Origin of the sequence: Rheinheimera sp. EpRS3, from assembly GCF_001513785.1 — a bacterium.
In the GTDB taxonomy this organism is placed as follows: Bacteria; Pseudomonadota; Gammaproteobacteria; order Enterobacterales; family Alteromonadaceae; genus Alishewanella.
Window position 1 is genome coordinate 1,254,555 of sequence record NZ_LNQS01000001.1, and the last position, 17,212, is coordinate 1,271,766.

General features: G+C 49.6%; 16 protein-coding genes and 3 tRNA genes. 12 read left to right on the forward strand and 7 right to left on the reverse strand.

Annotated elements, in window-relative coordinates:
- Positions 1 to 10 precede the first annotated feature (10 nt).
- Positions 11 to 718, reverse strand: coding sequence for a septum site-determining protein MinC (minC, locus tag AR688_RS05610; protein WP_068230273.1), 708 nt, complete (start codon positions 716 to 718; stop codon positions 11 to 13).
- Positions 719 to 883: 165 nt separating this feature from the next.
- Between minC and AR688_RS05615 the strand changes: the two genes are divergently transcribed.
- The 10 genes from AR688_RS05615 (at position 884) to AR688_RS05660 (ending at position 11,408) form a co-directional block, all read left to right on the forward strand.
- On the forward strand, positions 884 to 1,156 hold the full coding sequence (locus AR688_RS05615; protein ID WP_068230276.1) for a YcgL domain-containing protein: 273 nt from the start codon (positions 884 to 886) through the stop codon (positions 1,154 to 1,156).
- 25 nt (positions 1,157 to 1,181) lie between these two features.
- On the forward strand, positions 1,182 to 2,210 hold the full coding sequence (locus AR688_RS05620; RefSeq protein WP_068230279.1) for a lytic murein transglycosylase: 1,029 nt from the start codon (positions 1,182 to 1,184) through the stop codon (positions 2,208 to 2,210).
- A 5-nt stretch (positions 2,211 to 2,215) separates the two neighbouring features.
- On the forward strand, positions 2,216 to 2,878 hold the full coding sequence (locus AR688_RS05625) for a fumarylacetoacetate hydrolase family protein (protein WP_068230282.1): 663 nt from the start codon (positions 2,216 to 2,218) through the stop codon (positions 2,876 to 2,878).
- A 2-nt stretch (positions 2,879 to 2,880) separates the two neighbouring features.
- The gene (locus AR688_RS05630) at positions 2,881 to 3,375 is read left to right on the forward strand and encodes a YcgN family cysteine cluster protein (RefSeq protein WP_068230285.1); all 495 of its coding nucleotides are present in this window, start codon (positions 2,881 to 2,883) and stop codon (positions 3,373 to 3,375) included.
- A gap of 24 nt (positions 3,376 to 3,399) precedes the next feature.
- Positions 3,400 to 4,017: a mechanosensitive ion channel domain-containing protein gene (locus AR688_RS05635; RefSeq protein WP_082694680.1), complete on the forward strand. Its 618-nt coding sequence runs from the start codon at positions 3,400 to 3,402 to the stop codon at positions 4,015 to 4,017.
- Positions 4,018 to 4,110: 93 nt separating this feature from the next.
- Positions 4,111 to 7,524, forward strand: a complete 3,414-nt coding sequence (locus tag AR688_RS05640; RefSeq protein WP_068230291.1) for an AAA family ATPase — start codon at positions 4,111 to 4,113, stop codon at positions 7,522 to 7,524.
- Positions 7,525 to 7,538: 14 nt separating this feature from the next.
- Positions 7,539 to 8,444, forward strand: a complete 906-nt coding sequence (gene zipA / locus AR688_RS05645) for a cell division protein ZipA (protein ID WP_068230294.1) — start codon at positions 7,539 to 7,541, stop codon at positions 8,442 to 8,444.
- Between the two features lie 108 nt (positions 8,445 to 8,552).
- Positions 8,553 to 10,586 carry an NAD-dependent DNA ligase LigA gene (ligA, locus tag AR688_RS05650; protein ID WP_068231260.1) on the forward strand — a complete coding sequence of 678 codons (2,034 nt, stop codon included), beginning with the start codon at positions 8,553 to 8,555 and terminating at the stop codon, positions 10,584 to 10,586.
- A 1-nt stretch (position 10,587) separates the two neighbouring features.
- The gene (locus tag AR688_RS05655) at positions 10,588 to 10,923 is read left to right on the forward strand and encodes a DUF3392 domain-containing protein (protein ID WP_068230297.1); all 336 of its coding nucleotides are present in this window, start codon (positions 10,588 to 10,590) and stop codon (positions 10,921 to 10,923) included.
- Positions 10,920 to 11,408 carry a DUF2919 family protein gene (locus AR688_RS05660; protein ID WP_068230305.1) on the forward strand — a complete coding sequence of 163 codons (489 nt, stop codon included), beginning with the start codon at positions 10,920 to 10,922 and terminating at the stop codon, positions 11,406 to 11,408. Before AR688_RS05655 ends, AR688_RS05660 begins: the two co-directional genes overlap by 4 nt.
- 26 nt (positions 11,409 to 11,434) lie before the next feature.
- Here the strand turns inward: AR688_RS05660 and AR688_RS05665 are convergent, their stop codons facing one another.
- From AR688_RS05665 to AR688_RS05690, 6 genes are all read right to left on the reverse strand, one after another.
- Positions 11,435 to 11,962, reverse strand: coding sequence for a GNAT family N-acetyltransferase (locus tag AR688_RS05665; RefSeq protein WP_068230307.1), 528 nt, complete (start codon positions 11,960 to 11,962; stop codon positions 11,435 to 11,437).
- Positions 11,952 to 12,224: a type II toxin-antitoxin system TacA family antitoxin gene (locus tag AR688_RS05670; RefSeq protein WP_068230309.1), complete on the reverse strand. Its 273-nt coding sequence runs from the start codon at positions 12,222 to 12,224 to the stop codon at positions 11,952 to 11,954. The genes AR688_RS05665 and AR688_RS05670 overlap by 11 nt, the downstream gene beginning before the upstream one ends.
- A 110-nt stretch (positions 12,225 to 12,334) precedes the next feature.
- Entirely contained in the window at positions 12,335 to 13,960 is a 1,626-nt protein-coding gene (locus tag AR688_RS05675) for a response regulator (protein WP_068230312.1), read from the reverse strand.
- A 280-nt stretch (positions 13,961 to 14,240) separates the two neighbouring features.
- Positions 14,241 to 14,316, reverse strand: a tRNA-Val gene (locus tag AR688_RS05680).
- 36 nt (positions 14,317 to 14,352) lie between these two features.
- Positions 14,353 to 14,428 (reverse strand) — tRNA-Val (locus AR688_RS05685).
- 118 nt (positions 14,429 to 14,546) lie between these two features.
- Positions 14,547 to 14,622: transfer RNA gene (locus AR688_RS05690), tRNA-Val, on the reverse strand.
- Positions 14,623 to 14,822: 200 nt separating this feature from the next.
- Between AR688_RS05690 and gltX the strand changes: the two genes are divergently transcribed.
- Together gltX and AR688_RS05700 are read left to right on the forward strand one after the other, a co-directional pair.
- Positions 14,823 to 16,241: a glutamate--tRNA ligase gene (gene gltX, locus AR688_RS05695; protein ID WP_068230314.1), complete on the forward strand. Its 1,419-nt coding sequence runs from the start codon at positions 14,823 to 14,825 to the stop codon at positions 16,239 to 16,241.
- Between the two features lie 159 nt (positions 16,242 to 16,400).
- Positions 16,401 to 17,198 carry a DUF481 domain-containing protein gene (locus AR688_RS05700; RefSeq protein WP_068230315.1) on the forward strand — a complete coding sequence of 266 codons (798 nt, stop codon included), beginning with the start codon at positions 16,401 to 16,403 and terminating at the stop codon, positions 17,196 to 17,198.
- Positions 17,199 to 17,212: the final 14 nt, after the last annotated feature.

Below are 17,212 nucleotides of genomic sequence, written 5' to 3' on the forward strand. Positions count from 1 at the left end.
AGTGAAATCCTTACGCTAATTCTGCTAATACCAGTTGGTCGTCTTGTAATTTTATACAAGCCGGCTTACCCCAAAAATCGCCCTGCAGGCTGTCGCTAAGCCAGTAATTACCAGCAATAGACACCAGTTCAGCCTGTAAGTTGTAACAAAAAATACGTTTAGTGTTGTCACCGCCTGCTCCGGCAATAGCTTTGCCGCGCAAGGTGCCATAAATATGAATATTGCCGTCGGCAATGACTTCGGCACCGGCACCAACGGTACCTTTAACAATTAAATCTGTGCCTTTGGCATATACCTGCTGACCAGAGCGCACTGTCTGTTCAACAATTTTGCTGTCCATCGGTATATTAACTGTGCTGGTTACCACTGCTGTCTGGCGTGTAGTGCTGCTGGCAGCTACCGCAGTTTTGCTGTCTTTGGCCAGTTGTAATGCGGCCAGGCCAGCCTGCTGCGCTTGTTGCTTTAATTCACTGCTGGCACCACACACACCTACCAGCACCAGTTTTAACTCGATAAAGAGTTGTTTTATCGCATGAAAATCAGGTGTTTGCTCTACATCCGCTAAATTAAGAATAATCGGCGCCTGATAAAAAAAAGCCGGAGCCTGAGCCAGCTTCTGCTTAAGTTGCTGTGAGAGTGAACTGACACTGAGATCGGTACATGACAGCACCGATAAAGGAAATAAGCTGCCTTTTAGTTCCAAAGACTGATCTGACATAAGGGTATAGTGCGCACTTGTTATTATTTACCATAACCGGGTGTTTTACTTTAGCCAAACCCCGGCATTTATTTGCGTTGCCGCGAGTCTGCGGGTACGCAATACAAGGCTGTCATGTTATAGTTTAGCCCTTAGTTAAGCAAGGTTGATGCGTGGTTTTATTCGATGCTGTGTGCCGTTTACAAAAGTGTGCGAAAAGACAGTACCTATCTGTATGTTGAGCGCCGCGATGATTTTAGCAAGGTGCCTGAAGCACTGTTGCAAACCTTTGGTACCCCCGTGCTGGTTACGCTGATCAATTTGGCACGGCGGGAACATTTAGCGCTGGCGGATATCGATAAGGTAAAGCAGCAATTGCAAAGCCAGGGCTATTATTTACAGATACCGCCGCCGGTAGACAATTTACTGGCAGAGCACAAGAAGCTGTCACAACAGTAACTTCCCATTATCAATAGGTTTTTTTATGTTTAGATCTCTTATCTGTGTCGCCGTTAGTACCTTTTTAAGTGTGGCTGTAATAGCACAGGAGCAAAATAGTGACAGCAAACCCAGTTTTGCCGACTACACCGCAACGTTAAAACAAGAGGCATTAAGCAAAGGTTATGCACCTGAATTACTTGAGCCGGTATTTGCTTCGCTGACGTTTCACGAACGCATTGTCTCTGCCGATAAAAGCCAGCCGGAATTTGTTGAAACCCTCAGTACCTATTTACCCAAGCGTGTAAGTGAAACCCGTATCAGGATGGCGCGTGAGAATTATCAGCAGTATTTGCCGGAGCTGGAAAAAATTGGCCAGAAATATGGCGTGCAACCACGCTTTATTGTTGCGTTGTGGGGGCTGGAGAGCAGCTTTGGCCGCATTATGGGCAACTATTCAGTACCATCGGCATTAGCCACACTGGCGTATGAAGGCAGGCGTGAAACCTTTTTTAAGCAAGAGTTTTACCATGCGCTGGATATTCTGGTGCAGGGCCATATCAGCCTGGATGATATGAAAGGCTCATGGGCCGGAGCCATGGGGCAAAGCCAGTTTATGCCCAGCTCTTTTATGGCCTACGCGCAGGATGGTGACGGCGATGGTAAAAAAGATATCTGGACCAATCAGCTCGATGTATTTGCCTCTATTGCCAACTATTTAAAACAACAAGGCTGGGATAACAGCAAAACCTGGGGCCGCGAAGTCATACTGCCGGAAGGTTTTGATATTGCCAACGCCATAGCCCGCGGCAGCCTGCAGCGCAGCGAATGGCTGGGGCGCTGGTCGCAATCTGAGCGCAGCCTGGCAGACTGGAATAAACTAGGTTTGCAGCGGCTGAATAAAACGGCTTTACCAGCACGTGATCTGACAGCTGCTCTGGTACTACCCGATGGCGAAGGCGGCCGGGCTTTTTTGGCGTACGACAACTACAAAGTACTGATGCACTGGAACCGTTCTTACTACTTTGTTACCAGCGTGGGCTATCTGGCTGATTTAATTGTGGCTGAGGATTAACATTCATGGCATACCAACACCTGGATATTAATGGAAACACTATCGGCTTGCCTGTCGGTAAAGTTGTTTGCATCGGTCAGAACTATCAGGATCATATTGCCGAAATGCAAAGCAAAACAGCCCCTGAAGCGCTGTTTTTTATTAAACCCTCTACAGCGCTGTGTGCAATGGCTCCCGGTTTTACTATTCCCTCAGCACAAGGCGCAGTGCATAACGAAACCGAGCTGGCGGTACTGATTGGCCAGCCGTTAAAGCAGGCCGGTTATGCTGCGGTAAATGATGCAATCTGGGGTTACAGTTTAGCGCTGGATCTGACGCTTCGTGATATACAGGCTCAGCTTAAGCAATTGGGGCGGCCGTGGGAGATAGCCAAAGGTTTTGACGGCGCCTGTCCGGCAGCTGGTTTTGTCGAAAAAGCCCGGGTGCAGCATCCGCAGCAATTGGATTTTAGCCTGACAGTTAACGGCACGCAGCGCCAGCAAGGTAATACTGCCAATATGATTCGTGGTATTACCCAGCTTATCAGCGAAATGAGCCAGCATTTTACGTTGTTGCCAGGCGACATTGTGCTTACCGGTACTCCGGCAGGTGTTGGCCCGCTCAGCTCTGGTGATACGCTGCAGCTACAACTTTCCGATCTTTTTACAGTAAACAGCAAGGTAAACTAAAGATGGCGTTAGCAGAGCGGTTCTGGGAAGCAAAAAGCCTGGACGAAATGAACACTGAAGAGTGGGAAGCCTTATGCGATGGCTGCGCTAAATGTTGTTTAAATAAGTTTATCGATGATGACGAGGAAGAGGGCCCGACAGCCGTGCTGCATCAGGATGAACAGGTGCATTACACCAATATCGCCTGTCGCTATTTAAACAGCCATAAGTGCGAGTGTACCGAATATACCCAGCGTACAGTGCTGGTGCCTGACTGCATCGCATTGACAAAGGAAAATCTGAAACACATTTTCTTTATGCCTACCAGTTGCGCCTACCGGCGTTTGCATGAAGGGCGCGGCTTGCCGCACTGGCATCCGTTACTCAACGGCGGTAAAAAAAGCCTGATGCATAAAAAACAGATGTCGGTGCGCAATAAAACCATTTCTGAGTTACAGGTAAACCTGGACGACTTTGAAGATTTTATCGTGCGCTGGCCACTAAACGATCTGGATTAAACAGCGTTGAGCGGAGTTACTGTCTTGTCATTTTTTGATTATATTCAGCAGGTATTTACCCATTTCAGCCCGATAACAGTTCAGCTATTGCTTAGTGTGACAGTGGTGGTGCTGTATTTTATTATCAGCCGCCGGGTTATGCCGCTGCTATATCAGGTTATTGCCCACAGTAAACTGAAAGCAGAGATGAATAAACGCGCAGCGGCGGTGTTTCATATTCTGCTGGTGTTACTGCTGGTTGTGGTGCTAAGTATCATCTGGGGTATTGATATCCGTGGCTTGCTGGTGTTGGCCTCATCGATGATTGCCGTGGTGGGGGTTGCGTTATTCGCTGCCTGGAGTCTGCTTAGCAATATTACCGCGTTTTTTATCCTGCTGGGGCAAAAAGCTTTTGCCGAAGGCATGGAAGTGCGGGTAATAGACGGCGGAAATTATCTTGAAGGCCGCATTGTGGAAATTAACCTGTTTAGCACCGTATTGCGTACCAAAGACAATGAGCAGGTGGTCTACCCGAATAACCTGTTAATATCGCGCCCTGTTATCGTATTTCCAAAGAAAAGCCGTACTGTGGTGCATAACACCGCAGCGGAAAAAGCCCAGCGCTGGCGGCGTAAGATGTTGATTAGCCAGAAAAGAGATTGATTTTTTCGTGACAGCGCAAATGGCCGCTGGTACATTTTGCCTAACGCAATGATAACCCCAAAGCAATGATAACAATAATACTATGCTGCCCAGATGCGCTTAAAACAAATCAAACTGTCCGGCTTTAAGTCGTTTGTTGACAGCACCAGTGTACCTTTTCCACAGCAGATGACTGCAGTGGTTGGCCCCAATGGTTGCGGTAAGTCTAACGTTATTGATGCGGTGCGCTGGGTACTGGGTGAAAGCTCAGCTAAAAATCTGCGTGGGGATGCCATGACCGATGTTATTTTTAATGGCTCGTCGCAGCGCAAGCCGGTGTCACAGGCATCGGTAGAACTGGTGTTTGAAAATACCGAAGGCCGCCTGGCAGGTGGCCTGGCCGATCGCAGTGAAATAGCGATTAAACGCATTGTAACCCGTGATGCGCAGTCGAATTACTTCTTAAATGGCAGTAAATGCCGCCGGCGCGATATTACCGATATTTTCCTTGGCACCGGCCTTGGGCCGCGCAGCTACGCCATTATTGAACAGGGCATGATTTCACGCCTGATAGAATCCCGCCCGCAAGAGCTGCGGGTGTTTATCGAAGAAGCCGCCGGTATTTCCAAATACAAAGAGCGGCGCCGTGAAACGGAAAACCGTATTAAACACACCCGCGAAAACCTCGACCGGCTGGCGGATGTGCGTGAAGAGCTGGGTAAAAACATTGAAAAGTTAAAACGCCAGGCTACAGCAGCGCAGCGCTACAAAGAGCTTAAAGCGCAAGAGCGTAAACTAAAAGCCGAGCTGACAACGATAAAATGGCTGCAGTACAGCAACCGGCTTAGCACGCTGGAACAGCAATTACAGCAACAGCAAACCGAGCTGGAGAAATTTCAGTCGCAGGAGCTGGGCGATCAGCGTGTGTTGCTGGAACTAAAACAGCAGGCGCAGGATGGCAGGCAGCAGCTGGATCTGGTGCAAAGCCGGTTTTATCAGCAAGGTGCCACGATCAGCAGGCTGGAGCAGCAAATTTTGCATCAGCGCCAGCAACAGCAAACGCTCAGCGCACAAATGCAGCAGGCAAAGCACAGCCTGAGCCAGGCAGAAGACTTTATTGCCACCGAGCAGGCGCAACAAACTGAGCTGCAGCAACAACTGCAACAGGACGGGCCACAACTGGCCTTACTGAGCGAGCAACTGGATGAACTTACCCATCAACTGCAGCAACTGGAAGATGAACAACAACAGCAACAACAGGCTTTTCAGCACTGGCAACAGCAGCATTTTCGCTTACAGCAACAACAGCAGCAACAGCAGTTGCAATTACAGAACCAGCAACAACAGTTAAATCAGGTACAGCAACAACAGCAGCAACTTGAGCAGGAAACCACAGAGCTGTCGCTCGAGCCGCTGCAGCTGCGCATCAGCCAGCTAAATGCAGAGCTTGAACACACCACACAGCTGTTGCAACAACATACTCAGGCGCATAGCCAGGCTCAGGACGATTTACAGCAGCATGAGCAGCTTAGCCGCCAACTGGAAGCTGAGCAGCTAAACGCCAATAGTGAATTGCAGATGCTGCAGCGTGAGCAGCTAAAGTTGCAGCAACAGCAAAAGCAGCAGGATAACGAGCAGCAACAGTTATTACGCCAGTTACAGGTTAAACCCGGCTGGGCCGGTGCTGTTGCGCTGGTATTGGGGCAATTGCAGCATGCGGCTGTAGCGCCGCAACTTCCAGAGCAACCCGCCACTGTGGTAACGGCTAATAAGCAGCCAGCCATAGCGGGCACGCTGGCAGAGGTAATACTGGCAGGCGTATATCCGGAAAGCTTCAACCATATCTTGCTGGCAGAAACATTAACTGGCGCACAGCAAAGTGTTGCTGCTCTTAAAGCCGGCCAGTCAGTTATTTGTCAACAGGGTTACTGGCTTGGCAGCAACTGGGCGCTGCTGGCCAGTGCCGCGGCGCAAGACAGTTATTTACTGCGCCAGGAGCGTTTAGCCCAGCTGATTACTGAGCTGGCCAGTGCAGAGCAACAGCAACAAAGCATTGCCGATCAGTTGGCCGCCCAGCAGCAGGCTCAGCAGCAGGCGGCCGATACACTGCAACAGGCACAACACAGCCTGCAGCAGGTGCAGCGACAAATACAACAGCAGCAAACCGGCGTATTACTGGCTCAGCAAGAGCTGCAGCAAGCACAAAAACTGGCGCAAAAGCTGGCAACAGAACGCGAACAATTGCAGTTACGCCAGGCACAGTTGGAAGAAAGCATCGAGCAACTGGCGCTGGCACAAGAGCAAAGCGCTGAGCAGCTACTTGAACATGAAGCAGACCAGCAGCTGTTACACAGCCAAAGCGGCACACAACAGCAGCAGTTACAGCAACTGCGCGCTCAGTTTGAACACAAGCGCAGCCAGCAACAGCAATTGCTGATGCAACAAAAAGTGGCCGAGCAGCAATTACTCGCGCTGCAGCAAAGCCTGCAACGTGCCACAGCGCAGCAACAGCAGTTGCAGGAGCAGTTAAACCAATTAAGCAATAAGCTGCAGCCGGATGATGAGCCCGAGCTGATGTTGCAGGAGCAACTGCAGCACAGCCTGCTTGAGCGCGAAGAGGCTGAACAACAGATGATTGCACAGCAGGAACTGCTGGGTGCTACCGAGCAACAAATCCGCCAGTTAGAGCAAGGGCAACAGGGTATTGTGCAAATACTGAATAAAAAGCGCAGCGAGCTGGAAGAACTTCGCCTTGATAGCGAAGGTTATCGTGTACGTGCTAACAATATGCTGGAGTTGCTGCGCGAGCAGCAGGCCAGTATGAAAGATATTCTGCCGCAATTACCGGCCGATGCTGAAGAGGCGCTATGGCAGCAACAGCTGGATAAAACCATTGATGCTGTTGGCCGGCTTGGGCCTATAAACCTGGCGGCTATTGAAGAGTACGAACAGCAAGCTGAGCGTAAGCAATATCTGGATGCGCAGAATAACGACTTAACCTCAGCGATGGAAACACTGGAAACGGCTATTCGCAAGATAGATAAAGAAACACGGCAGAAGTTTAAAGATACCTTTGAGCAGGTAAACGAAGGCTTAAAAACACTGTTTCCGAAGGTATTTGGCGGCGGCAGTGCTTATCTTGCCCTTACTGAGGATGACTTACTGGAAACCGGTGTTACTATCATGGCGCGACCGCCGGGTAAAAAAAACAGTACAATACATTTATTATCGGGTGGTGAAAAAGCCTTAACCGCTTTATCATTGGTGTTTTCGATTTTCCGGCTTAATCCGGCGCCTTTTTGCATGTTAGATGAAGTAGATGCGCCACTGGACGACGCCAACGTCGGCCGGTTTTGCAATCTGGTGCGGGAAATGTCAGAAACAGTGCAATTTATTTATATTAGCCACAATAAAATTGCCATGGAAATGGCGGCGCAGCTAATGGGCGTGACAATGCAGGAACCCGGCGTGTCACGTGTTGTTGCTGTCGATGTGGATGATGCTGTTAAAATGGCAGCAGCCTCTTAATTAAAGGTAACCTTATGGCTGACGAATTACGTTTGGTTTTTATTATTATCGGCGCCTTAGTCTTAGGTGCATTGTTGCTGCATGGCTTATGGACAGTGCGTAAAAACGCCGGCCAGCCCAAGCACAGGTATTATGACGAGCAGGCTGCTAAGGCAGCTGATGAAAAAGCAGATGGCTTTGACGAGCTGGGCGTAGGCGCGGTGCGGGTAGTAAAGGCAGGCGATAAAACTGCAGCAGTTAAACCGGCCGTTTCGCCGGCAAAAACATCAGTGTTTAAACGCGCTGAAACTGTAGCAGCAAAGCGCCCGCTGGCCGCCCCGGTAAAAGCCGAAGTGCAAAGCGAGCTGCCGTTTGATGAGCCCAAAGAGCCGCAGCTTAATTTTTCTGCGCTGGCAGATGATGACGAACCCAGGCTGCACACCGAGGCTGACTATGCTGTTGAGGCTGAACCCGAGCCTGAGCCACAAACAGCAGCCGTGGTTGAAGAAGAGCCCGCCGAAGTGCTGATCCTGTATGTATTATTGCCTGAAGGCAAAGAGATGAAAGGGCCGGATCTGCTGTCGTCGTTGCTGACATTGGGCTTTAAATACGGCGAGATGGATATTTTCCATCGTCATCTGGACAGCGCAGGCTCAGGCGCAGTGTTATTCAGCCTGGCCAATATGTTTAACCCCGGCACTTTTGACTTAGAAAATATCGAAAAGCTGGGCACCCGTGGCGTGAGTTTATTTATGACCTTACCCGGCCCTGGCGAGCCGCTGCAGAACTTTAACCTGATGCACAATGCAGCAAAAAAACTTGCTGAAGAGTTTGGCGGCCAGGTGCTGGATGGCCAGCGCAGCGTGTTAACGGTGCAAACGGTGCGGCACTATGTGGATAAAATCCGCGAATTTCAGCGCCAGCGTTTAATCCACGGCTAAAGCTGGCAGCTAACGGCGAAAATAATATCAGCTAAAACGGCAGGCAGTATTCCTGCCGTTTTTGTTATGGCAAACTCAGGCGTAAATTTTTACAGGCAAAGTTATTTTATGAGTCAGGCTATTTTGCAGCAACTGCAACAACTGCGTCAGCAACTGGAAGAATACAGTTATCAGTATTATGTGTTAGACAACCCCACGGTGCCCGATGCAGAGTACGATCGCTTATACCGCCAGTTACAGCAACTGGAAACAGAGCATCCGCAGCTTATCACCTCTGATTCACCCACTCAGCGGGTTGGTGCAGCTCCGCTGGCAAAGTTTGGCCAGGTAAGCCACAGCATACCGATGTTATCGCTGGACAACGCTTTTGATGCCGCCGATTTCAGTGCGTTTTATAAACGCATGGCCGAGCGGTTAGACAACAGCGCCGAGTTCAGCTTTTGCTGTGAGCCAAAGCTTGATGGCCTGGCTGTTAGCATTCGCTATGAAAATGGCGTATTAGTGCAAGCCGCTACCCGAGGCGATGGCTATACCGGCGAAGATATTACCAGCAATGTGAAAACCATTCGTGCGGTACCGTTAAAACTAAAAGGCAAAGCGGTGCCGGCCGTGCTGGAAGTACGCGGTGAGGTGTTTATGCCTCTGGCCGGTTTTACGCAAATGAATGACAAGGCCCGCGCAGCCGGTGAAAAGGTGTTTGCTAACCCACGTAATGCTGCAGCAGGCAGTTTACGCCAGCTTGATCCCAAGATCAGTGCACAGCGGCCATTAATGTTTTATGCCTATGCGGTGGGCGCAGTTGACGATCCACAAGGGCTGCTCAGCAGCCAAAGCCATTATCAGCGTTTAATGCAGTTAAAGGACTGGGGGCTGCCGGTATGTCCGGAAATTCGGCTGGTAACCGGGGCAGAACAAGCGCTGGCTTATTATCAGGATATTCTGCAGCGGCGCAGCCAACTGGCGTATGAAATAGACGGTGTAGTGATAAAGGTGTCCGATTTAGCCCAGCAACAGGCACTGGGTTTTGTTGCCCGTGCACCACGCTGGGCGATAGCGTTTAAGTTCCCGGCGCAGGAAATGCTGACAACCTTACTGGATGTTGAGTTTCAGGTTGGCCGCACCGGGGCTATTACGCCGGTCGCACGGCTGGAGCCGGTGGTAGTGGGCGGTGTTACTGTCAGTAATGCTACCTTACATAATCAGGACGAAATAGCGCGGCTGGGCGTTAAAGTAGGCGACAGCGTAATAGTGCGCCGGGCAGGAGATGTGATCCCGCAAATAGTCTCGGTAGTGCTGGAGCAACGCCCGCAAACAGCGCAGGATATTGTCTTTCCACAGCAGTGCCCGGTATGTGACTCGAAGGTAGAGCGGGTTAGCGGTGAGGCAGTAGCGCGTTGCAGCGGCGGTTTATTTTGTGCAGCCCAGTTAAAAGAATCAATTAAGCATTTTGTTTCACGCAAAGCCATCGATATAGAAGGCCTCGGCGATAAATTGGTAGAGCAACTGGTCGAACAGCAACTGGTAAAAACCCCTGCTGATATTTACACCCTGGATATGGCAGCACTGGTAGGGCTGGAGCGGATGGCCGAGAAGTCGGCGCTCAAGCTGCTGTCGGCTATTGAACAGTCAAAACAAACGACTTTGCCGCGTTTTATTTATGCATTGGGTATCCGTGAAGTGGGCGAGGCGACAGCGCTCAATCTGGCGAATCACTTTGCCTCTTTAGCCAACGTGCAGCAGGCCACGCTGGAGCAGTTGCTGCAAGTGAATGATGTCGGCACTGTCGTTGCCGAGCACGTGAAAAGCTTTTTTACCGAGCCGCATAACCAGAGCGTTATTACCGCTTTAGTAAACGCCGGTATCAACTGGCCGGTTATAGAACAACTGGCGCAAACTGAGCAACCTTTGGCCGGGCAAACCCTGGTGCTTACCGGTACTCTGGTTAGCATGGGGCGTGATGATGCCAAAGCCAGGTTGCAACGGTTGGGCGCAAAGGTGTCTGGTTCAGTATCGGCGAAAACTCATGCAGTAATTGCCGGTGATAATGCCGGCTCTAAACTGGCCAAAGCCACCGAGCTGAATGTACCGGTGTGGAGCGAGCAACAGATGCTGGATGTATTTGCCCAGTATGGGGTGAGCTAAGATGCCGGATTTTCTTTATCAGTTGTTACTGGATTGGGGCAGTTTTTTCCGGCCTTATGTGCGTGATATTGCCCTGGCTATGGTAGCAACCTGTCTGGTGGTATTTGGTGATGATTTAAACCGTTTTGTGCGCCGCCAGATTGCCCACATGCATTTTATCTGGCGCACCAGCATTTTTATTCTGCTGTGTGCCTTTGGTTACGGCGCGCTGACAATTTTCCTGACACCATTGGTGGCAGGCCAGTTGGGCCGAATAGGCAACCTGTGGTTGCCTTGGGTTTGTCTGGGTATTTTTACGCTGCTGGGCATACTGGCACAACGTAAGCGCCAGCTATGACACAGCCACCGCTCTGGCCGGTGCTGGACGATCACGGCCTGCATAAAGTACCGCTGCGCTTTTACTGGCTGTTGCTGTTGTTGTTGCGGCCTTATATTTGCTGGGTGCTGGTATTAACGTTGCCGCAGGCGCAGCGCGATATGCTGACGTTATTTTATCCACGCCAGACTGATTTTATCCTCGCCTGTGTTGTGGCAGCACCGCTGCTGTTGCTCATTGCGGCCCTTAGCCAGCGAAAACCTAAAGGCCATAGCGGCTGGCGGCATATCTGGCGCTTTGGTCGTGGCTTAATGTTGCTTGTAGCCATACCTGACCTGATATTAACCATAGTGCACTTGCCATCACAGGTGATGCTGGACGCGCCCTGGCGTATGTTATCACCAGTGTTGATACTGGTTGGCTGTTTGTGGTTGTTGCGTTCGCGCACTCTTAAAGCGGTGTTTGCCGAATGGCCGGAGCCGGATAAAACAACGCACAAGCCTTAATTGTTGAACAGTGGTGAGAATATTGCTCATCCGAGTAACGCTTTAATCGTTTGGATGCTGAGAAACATTTTAGCAATATCGGCTTTTCCGCCTTCGTCGAGACGGGTAAATCCCAGTGACAGGTAAAAGGCAATGGCATCAGGATCGGCATCCAGGTAGAGTCCGTAAATACCAATTTCTTTTGATGCTCTGTGTACCCTGTGTAATGCATCAGACATCATTCTTTTTCCGATACCTTGCCCTTGCAGGCTTTTATCTACGCCTAACATCACCAAGCGGACACAGGGAATATCTCTGGGTAAACTGCCCTGAGACAGCTTGTCTAATTCTGGTGCTGATAATTTAAAGGACGCTAAGGTATAAAAAGCAGAAAAGCATTCACTGTTCCCGGTATCTAATAATACATATGCCTGAGAGAAGTGCTGGCTGATCTGCTTTTTCAGTGAAGAATGAACAAACTTATTAATAATCTTGTTTCCGCAGTCGAATTTCTTCTGCCGGAAATACGTTTTACCCGTATCATATTGCTCTATAATAAATTTTTTATCGCTCACTAAAAGTTCCTGCTGAAAGTAAGTCCTTTAACTCTTCAGTAGGTTGTGCAGGTTTAGATAATGCTCTAAATAATGCAACTTGTTCTGAGTGTTGCAGTTGCGCTTGTTCTATTACCTGTCTTGCGGCTTTTAATGCTGGTTCGATGATAAAACTCGTCATATCGACCCCGCGCAAAAGGGCTGCCTGTGCCAGCAACTCCTTATTTCGCTGTGTGGTCTTCAAATCCAGCCGGGCATCTTTTTTTAACGCTAATGAAGCCATGCCATCTCTCCTGTACGGTTGTTGTACGTATCCATACTGCGAGAGCAGGATGCCAAAGTCAAGTAAATAATGAACGTATATTGTACGTATGTTTCCAAGCGTAGGCTAACTTAAACGGCGGTTTCGTTTAAATACTTTTGCCTTAACTGCAGATAACGCTCCTGTTGCCCGGCTTTTAGCTTACTGCTGTCAATAAGGTACTGGCATTGCTGCAGCAGGTTTTGGCGTTGCTGCGGCGGACAAAGCGGGCGTGGGGCTGTTAACAGTGTTTGTAGCAGGTTAAGCGCTATGCCGGCGTTTTTCGGCATAACTTGTGCTGCCATAACAAAAGCGGCAAACGCTTCTTGCCAGTTACCATGCTGGTACAGGCGCACTGCATTGTTATTCAGCTCTCTTGGCCCCTGCGGCATACGTTCGCGTTCTTGCTGCTCCTGGTGCAGGTACTGCATAAATACCGGCTCAGGCTGTTGTTTACGGCAATGCTCGGTAATTTGCCGGAACAGTTGCCTGGACGCATCAGCTAAGCCTACTTCATGCAAGGCTTTGGCTTTATCCAGCGCATCTTCCAGTGAAGTAATTTCAGGTTGCGGTTCAAGCTCTGCCAGCAATTGCCGGGCCTTATCGCGATGATCCTGCAGGTACATCAGCCGGGCTTGTAATACCTGCTGTTGTTCGGTCAGTTTATGGCTGGCAAATTGGTGCTGCACCATATTCAGTGACAACGTGGCCTGACGGTTCAGCCGCGATTGCTGTTCAGTGTCCTCAGTGCTCAGGGCAAAATCTATACTGGCGCGGGCCATATTCAGATATAAATCGGGTTGTTCATAAATTGAATTACGGGCAAATTTAACCATATCCCGGGCGGCACGATATTGAATTTCATAATCGTGGTTCAGCCGTGACAATTGCAGCAGCTTTTGCTGGCGTAGCAAATTACGTGGCGCTATGTTAGCAGCAGCCAGAATGTGTTGTTGAGCCTGTTGGTAATGCTGCTGACGAAACTCCAAATCACTTAAACAATCCAGTGCAAACAGCCGGGTTTCCTGCCGTTTTAGCATCTGTTCCAGCTCAGTAAATGCCTGTTGTTCGTTGCCTTGTTGCAATAAACAGCGCACCTGGCCAATTCTGGCCCAGCTAAATGGCTGAATTTGTAGCATGGCCGTAAAAAATACCCTGGCATCGTCCCAGTTGGCTTGTTGCAGTAAAATATCACCTTTAATTTTAAGTAGCAGTGGAAACAGCTTATGCAGTTCCGTTTTTCCAAGCTGGATATTGATGTGCTGCAATGCTTTGTCCAGCGCGTTCTGTTCGAGTAAATCATAAACCGGCCGTAGCAACTGTTTACGTTTTAGCACCCGCTCAATGCGCTGCTGCAAATCGCGGATAATAAACGGCTTAGCCATAAACTCATCCGGCTGTAATTCCAGCACACTGTGTACCAGGGCGGGGTCGGTCTCGGCGCTGATAAAAATCACGCCGCAGGCTGGCTTATGCAAACCGCGGGTTTTTAATTCATCAAATAGCTGATAGCCATCTTTGCCTTTAGACAAGTTGTAGTCACAGATCACTAAGTCGTAACTATTTTGTCGGCAAAGCTGCAGAGCTGTTTGTGCCCGATCGGCCAGCGCAATATTCTGATAGCCCAGCTGTTCCAGCGCATAACGCAGAAAACTCTGGCTCAGGCTTTGATCATCAATTATCAGAATGCGTTCGTCGCGTTTAACGGCAGGTTCCATAGAGGCAAAACAGATCCCAGGCAGATTACTGTCGTTACTATAGCAACTTTTTAACAATACAGAACAGGGAAATATCAAAGGATTTGGTGGATTGTACTGGGGCGGCATGCAATGCTTCGAACCAGTGGCAACCGTGTCTTAGTAAAGAGAGAGCGGTGCTTTGCTATGGTTTTATCAGGAAGTGGTGGATTGTACTGGGGCGGCATGCAATGCTTCGGCGCAGTGGCAACCGTGTCTTAATAAAGAGCGGGCGGTGCTTTGCTATGGCTTTATCAAGAAGTGGTGGATTGTACTGGGTTCGAACCAGTGACCCCCGCCTTGTAAGGGCGGTGCTCTCCCAGCTGAGCTAACAATCCATGGGATATCAATTTTTCATCAAACGCTTTTAAGATTGGTGGATTGTACTGGGTTCGAACCAGTGACCCCCGCCTTGTAAGGGCGGTGCTCTCCCAGCTGAGCTAACAATCCATGGGATATCAATTTGTTATCAAACGCTTTTAAGATTGGTGGATTGTACTGGGTTTTAATCAGTGTCCACCGTCTCGTCGTGAAGAGCGGGCGGTGCTTTTCATGATAAGACATCAAGTGGTGGATTGTACTGGGTTCGAACCAGTGACCCCCGCCTTGTAAGGGCGGTGCTCTCCCAGCTGAGCTAACAATCCACGCTGTTTGATGGCGCTCATTATAGGGAGCATGAAAAAGCTGTCAACATTATTTTGGCAATTGTGGTTTGCCTGCTGCAAAAGTAAACATTCTGCCGTGCTTTAACGCAAAACAGTTGTAGCCGCTCCGCCTTAGCGGGTGCATCCGGCGCGCGGCATTGTTACAATAGCCGCCATTATTGCACTGTGATGGATAAACTATGTCTCTTGTTACCCGTTTTGCGCCAAGCCCAACCGGTTATTTACATGTTGGTGGCGCCCGTACTGCCTTGTTCAGCTGGTTATATGCCAAAAAGAAGGGCGGCAAATTTATTCTGCGGATTGAAGATACCGACTTAGAGCGTTCTACCCAAGAATCGGTTGATGCCATTTTAGAAGGCATGACCTGGCTGGGGCTGGATTACGACGAAGGCCCGTATTACCAAACCAAGCGCTTTGATTTATATAAAGAAGTGGTAGCACAGTTGGTGGCTGACGGTAAAGCTTATAAGTGTTTTTGTACCATAGAAGAAGTTGACGCTATGCGTGAAGCGCAAACAGCCGCCGGTGAAAAACCGCGTTATAACGGTATGTGGCGTGACCGTACCGATCATCCGGCGGATAAACCCTTCGTGATCCGTTTTAAAAATCCGCAAAGCGGCACTGTGGTAATTGACGATCTCATTAAAGGTCGTATCGAAATTGCCAACAGCGAGCTAGACGATTTAATTATCGCCCGCAGCGACGGTACACCAACTTATAACCTTACCGTGGTGGTTGACGACTGGAAAATGGGCATTACCCATGTGATCCGCGGCGATGACCATGTTAATAACACGCCAAGGCAGATGAATATTCTGGCCGCGCTGGGTGCAGATATTCCAAAATATGCCCATGTGCCAATGATCCTGGGCGATGATGGCAAGCGCTTATCCAAACGCCATGGCGCGGTGGGCGTAATGCAATACCGCGACAACGGCTTTTTACCCGAGGCCTTGCTTAACTATTTAGTGCGTTTGGGCTGGTCGCATGGCGATCAGGAGATTTTCAGCAAAGACGAGTTAGTGCAGCTGTTTGATCTGGATAGCTGTAACCGCGCACCGTCGGCATTTAACACCGATAAACTGATTTGGTTAAACCAGCACTATATGAAAACCCTGCCAGCAGAGCAGGTAGCAGCGCAGCTACAGTGGCATATTACTGAACAAAAGCTGGATATCAGCAATGGCCCGGCGTTAACTGAACTGGTGAAAGCTCAGGCCGAGCGGGTAAAAACACTTAAAGAAATGGTTGAGGTAAGCCGCTATTTCTATGAAGACTTCAGTGAATTTGATGCTGATGCTGCAAAAAAACATTTACGCCCGGTCGCGTTGGAACCTTTGCAGGCCGTTGCAGCCAAACTGGAAGCATTAAGCGACTGGTCAGTATCGGCCATTCACGATGCGATAAACGCCACGGCAGAGCAGCTGGGTGTGGGCATGGGTAAAATTGGTATGCCGCTGCGGGTGGCGGTAACCGGTGGCGGAAATTCTCCGGCTTTGGATATTACGCTAACCCTGATTGGCAAAACACGCAGCCTGGCGCGGTTGCAAAATGCGATTACTACCGTGCAGCAGCGCGCGGCGCAAACTGAGCAATAAGCGGTAAAAGCCCGGATAACCCGGTTCAGTATCACTGGGCAGGGTTATGTTGGCTGATACAATAAAAAAGCCGAAAGGCAGGGAACAAATAATAACAACCGGGATGGCAATATAACTCATGGGTAACTAATCATACAAAAGGAGTGACCAGACGGAATAATGCCTTCTTTTTACAAAGGTATCAGCGCTGTGCTGATGCTTTGCTTGTATGGGGTACAAGCGAGCGAAACAGAGCACTTACCCAGTAGCGAAGAGCCACTGCAGCCGATAGGCTTCTTTGGCACCGTGACAGGTGATGTGGAGCTGGGGTTTTTGCTGACATCAGGCAACACCGACTCTTTTGCTATCCGGGCAAACAGTGAACTGGTACATGAGCTGGAATATTTTCGTAACCGGTACCAGTTGCAAAGCCTGTTGCAAAAAAATAACGTGACCGATGCCAGCACCGGTGACAAAAACCAGGTTACCACGGCCAGTCGTTACGGTTTTACCGGCCAGAGTAACTATAAAATTGTTACCGGCAGGCAAACGGTGTTTGGTCGCGGTGCCTATTTGCATGATAAGTTTGGTGCTTTTACAGAGCAGGCTTCTTTGGTGGTGGGATACGGTAACCGGCTTTATGAAAAACAAAGTGACTACTTTGATCTGGAAACCGGTCCCGGTTTCGGCCATCAGGAAGCAGCGTCGGGTAACACCAACACTGGCCTGATCTGGTATCTGGCGGCGAATCTGGATTATCAGTTATACGATACCAGCAAATTTCGCCAGACATTGGAAAGCGCTATGGCATTGAACGGTGAAAACTCTACCGTGTTAAGCCGCAGTAGCCTGACTACTCAGGTAGCCGACCGGCTGTCAATGCGGTTTAATTTTGTGGTGAAGTTTAACTCTGATCCCGAAGGGGATCGTAAGCAGATGGACACTGAAACATCAGCTTCGCTGGTGTATACGTTCTGATGTAAAAAGCCGGT

Excerpts from the sequence above, each read along its gene's own strand:
- ligA (WP_068231260.1), top strand. The coding sequence starts at position 8,553 with ATGAGTCAGGCTATTTTGCAGCAACTGCAACAACTGCGTCAGCAACTG.
- AR688_RS05620 (WP_068230279.1), top strand. The coding sequence starts at position 1,182 with ATGTTTAGATCTCTTATCTGTGTCGCCGTTAGTACCTTTTTAAGTGTG.
- AR688_RS05615 (WP_068230276.1), top strand. The coding sequence starts at position 884 with ATGCTGTGTGCCGTTTACAAAAGTGTGCGAAAAGACAGTACCTATCTG.
- AR688_RS05655 (WP_068230297.1), top strand. The coding sequence starts at position 10,588 with ATGCCGGATTTTCTTTATCAGTTGTTACTGGATTGGGGCAGTTTTTTC.
- minC (WP_068230273.1), bottom strand. The coding sequence starts at position 718 with ATGTCAGATCAGTCTTTGGAACTAAAAGGCAGCTTATTTCCTTTATCG.
- AR688_RS05630 (WP_068230285.1), top strand. The coding sequence starts at position 2,881 with ATGGCGTTAGCAGAGCGGTTCTGGGAAGCAAAAAGCCTGGACGAAATG.
- zipA (WP_068230294.1), top strand. The coding sequence starts at position 7,539 with ATGGCTGACGAATTACGTTTGGTTTTTATTATTATCGGCGCCTTAGTC.
- AR688_RS05625 (WP_068230282.1), top strand. The coding sequence starts at position 2,216 with ATGGCATACCAACACCTGGATATTAATGGAAACACTATCGGCTTGCCT.
- AR688_RS05670 (WP_068230309.1), bottom strand. The coding sequence starts at position 12,224 with ATGGCTTCATTAGCGTTAAAAAAAGATGCCCGGCTGGATTTGAAGACC.
- AR688_RS05675 (WP_068230312.1), bottom strand. The coding sequence starts at position 13,960 with ATGGAACCTGCCGTTAAACGCGACGAACGCATTCTGATAATTGATGAT.
- AR688_RS05640 (WP_068230291.1), top strand. The coding sequence starts at position 4,111 with ATGCGCTTAAAACAAATCAAACTGTCCGGCTTTAAGTCGTTTGTTGAC.
- AR688_RS05660 (WP_068230305.1), top strand. The coding sequence starts at position 10,920 with ATGACACAGCCACCGCTCTGGCCGGTGCTGGACGATCACGGCCTGCAT.
- AR688_RS05700 (WP_068230315.1), top strand. The coding sequence starts at position 16,401 with ATGCCTTCTTTTTACAAAGGTATCAGCGCTGTGCTGATGCTTTGCTTG.
- gltX (WP_068230314.1), top strand. The coding sequence starts at position 14,823 with ATGTCTCTTGTTACCCGTTTTGCGCCAAGCCCAACCGGTTATTTACAT.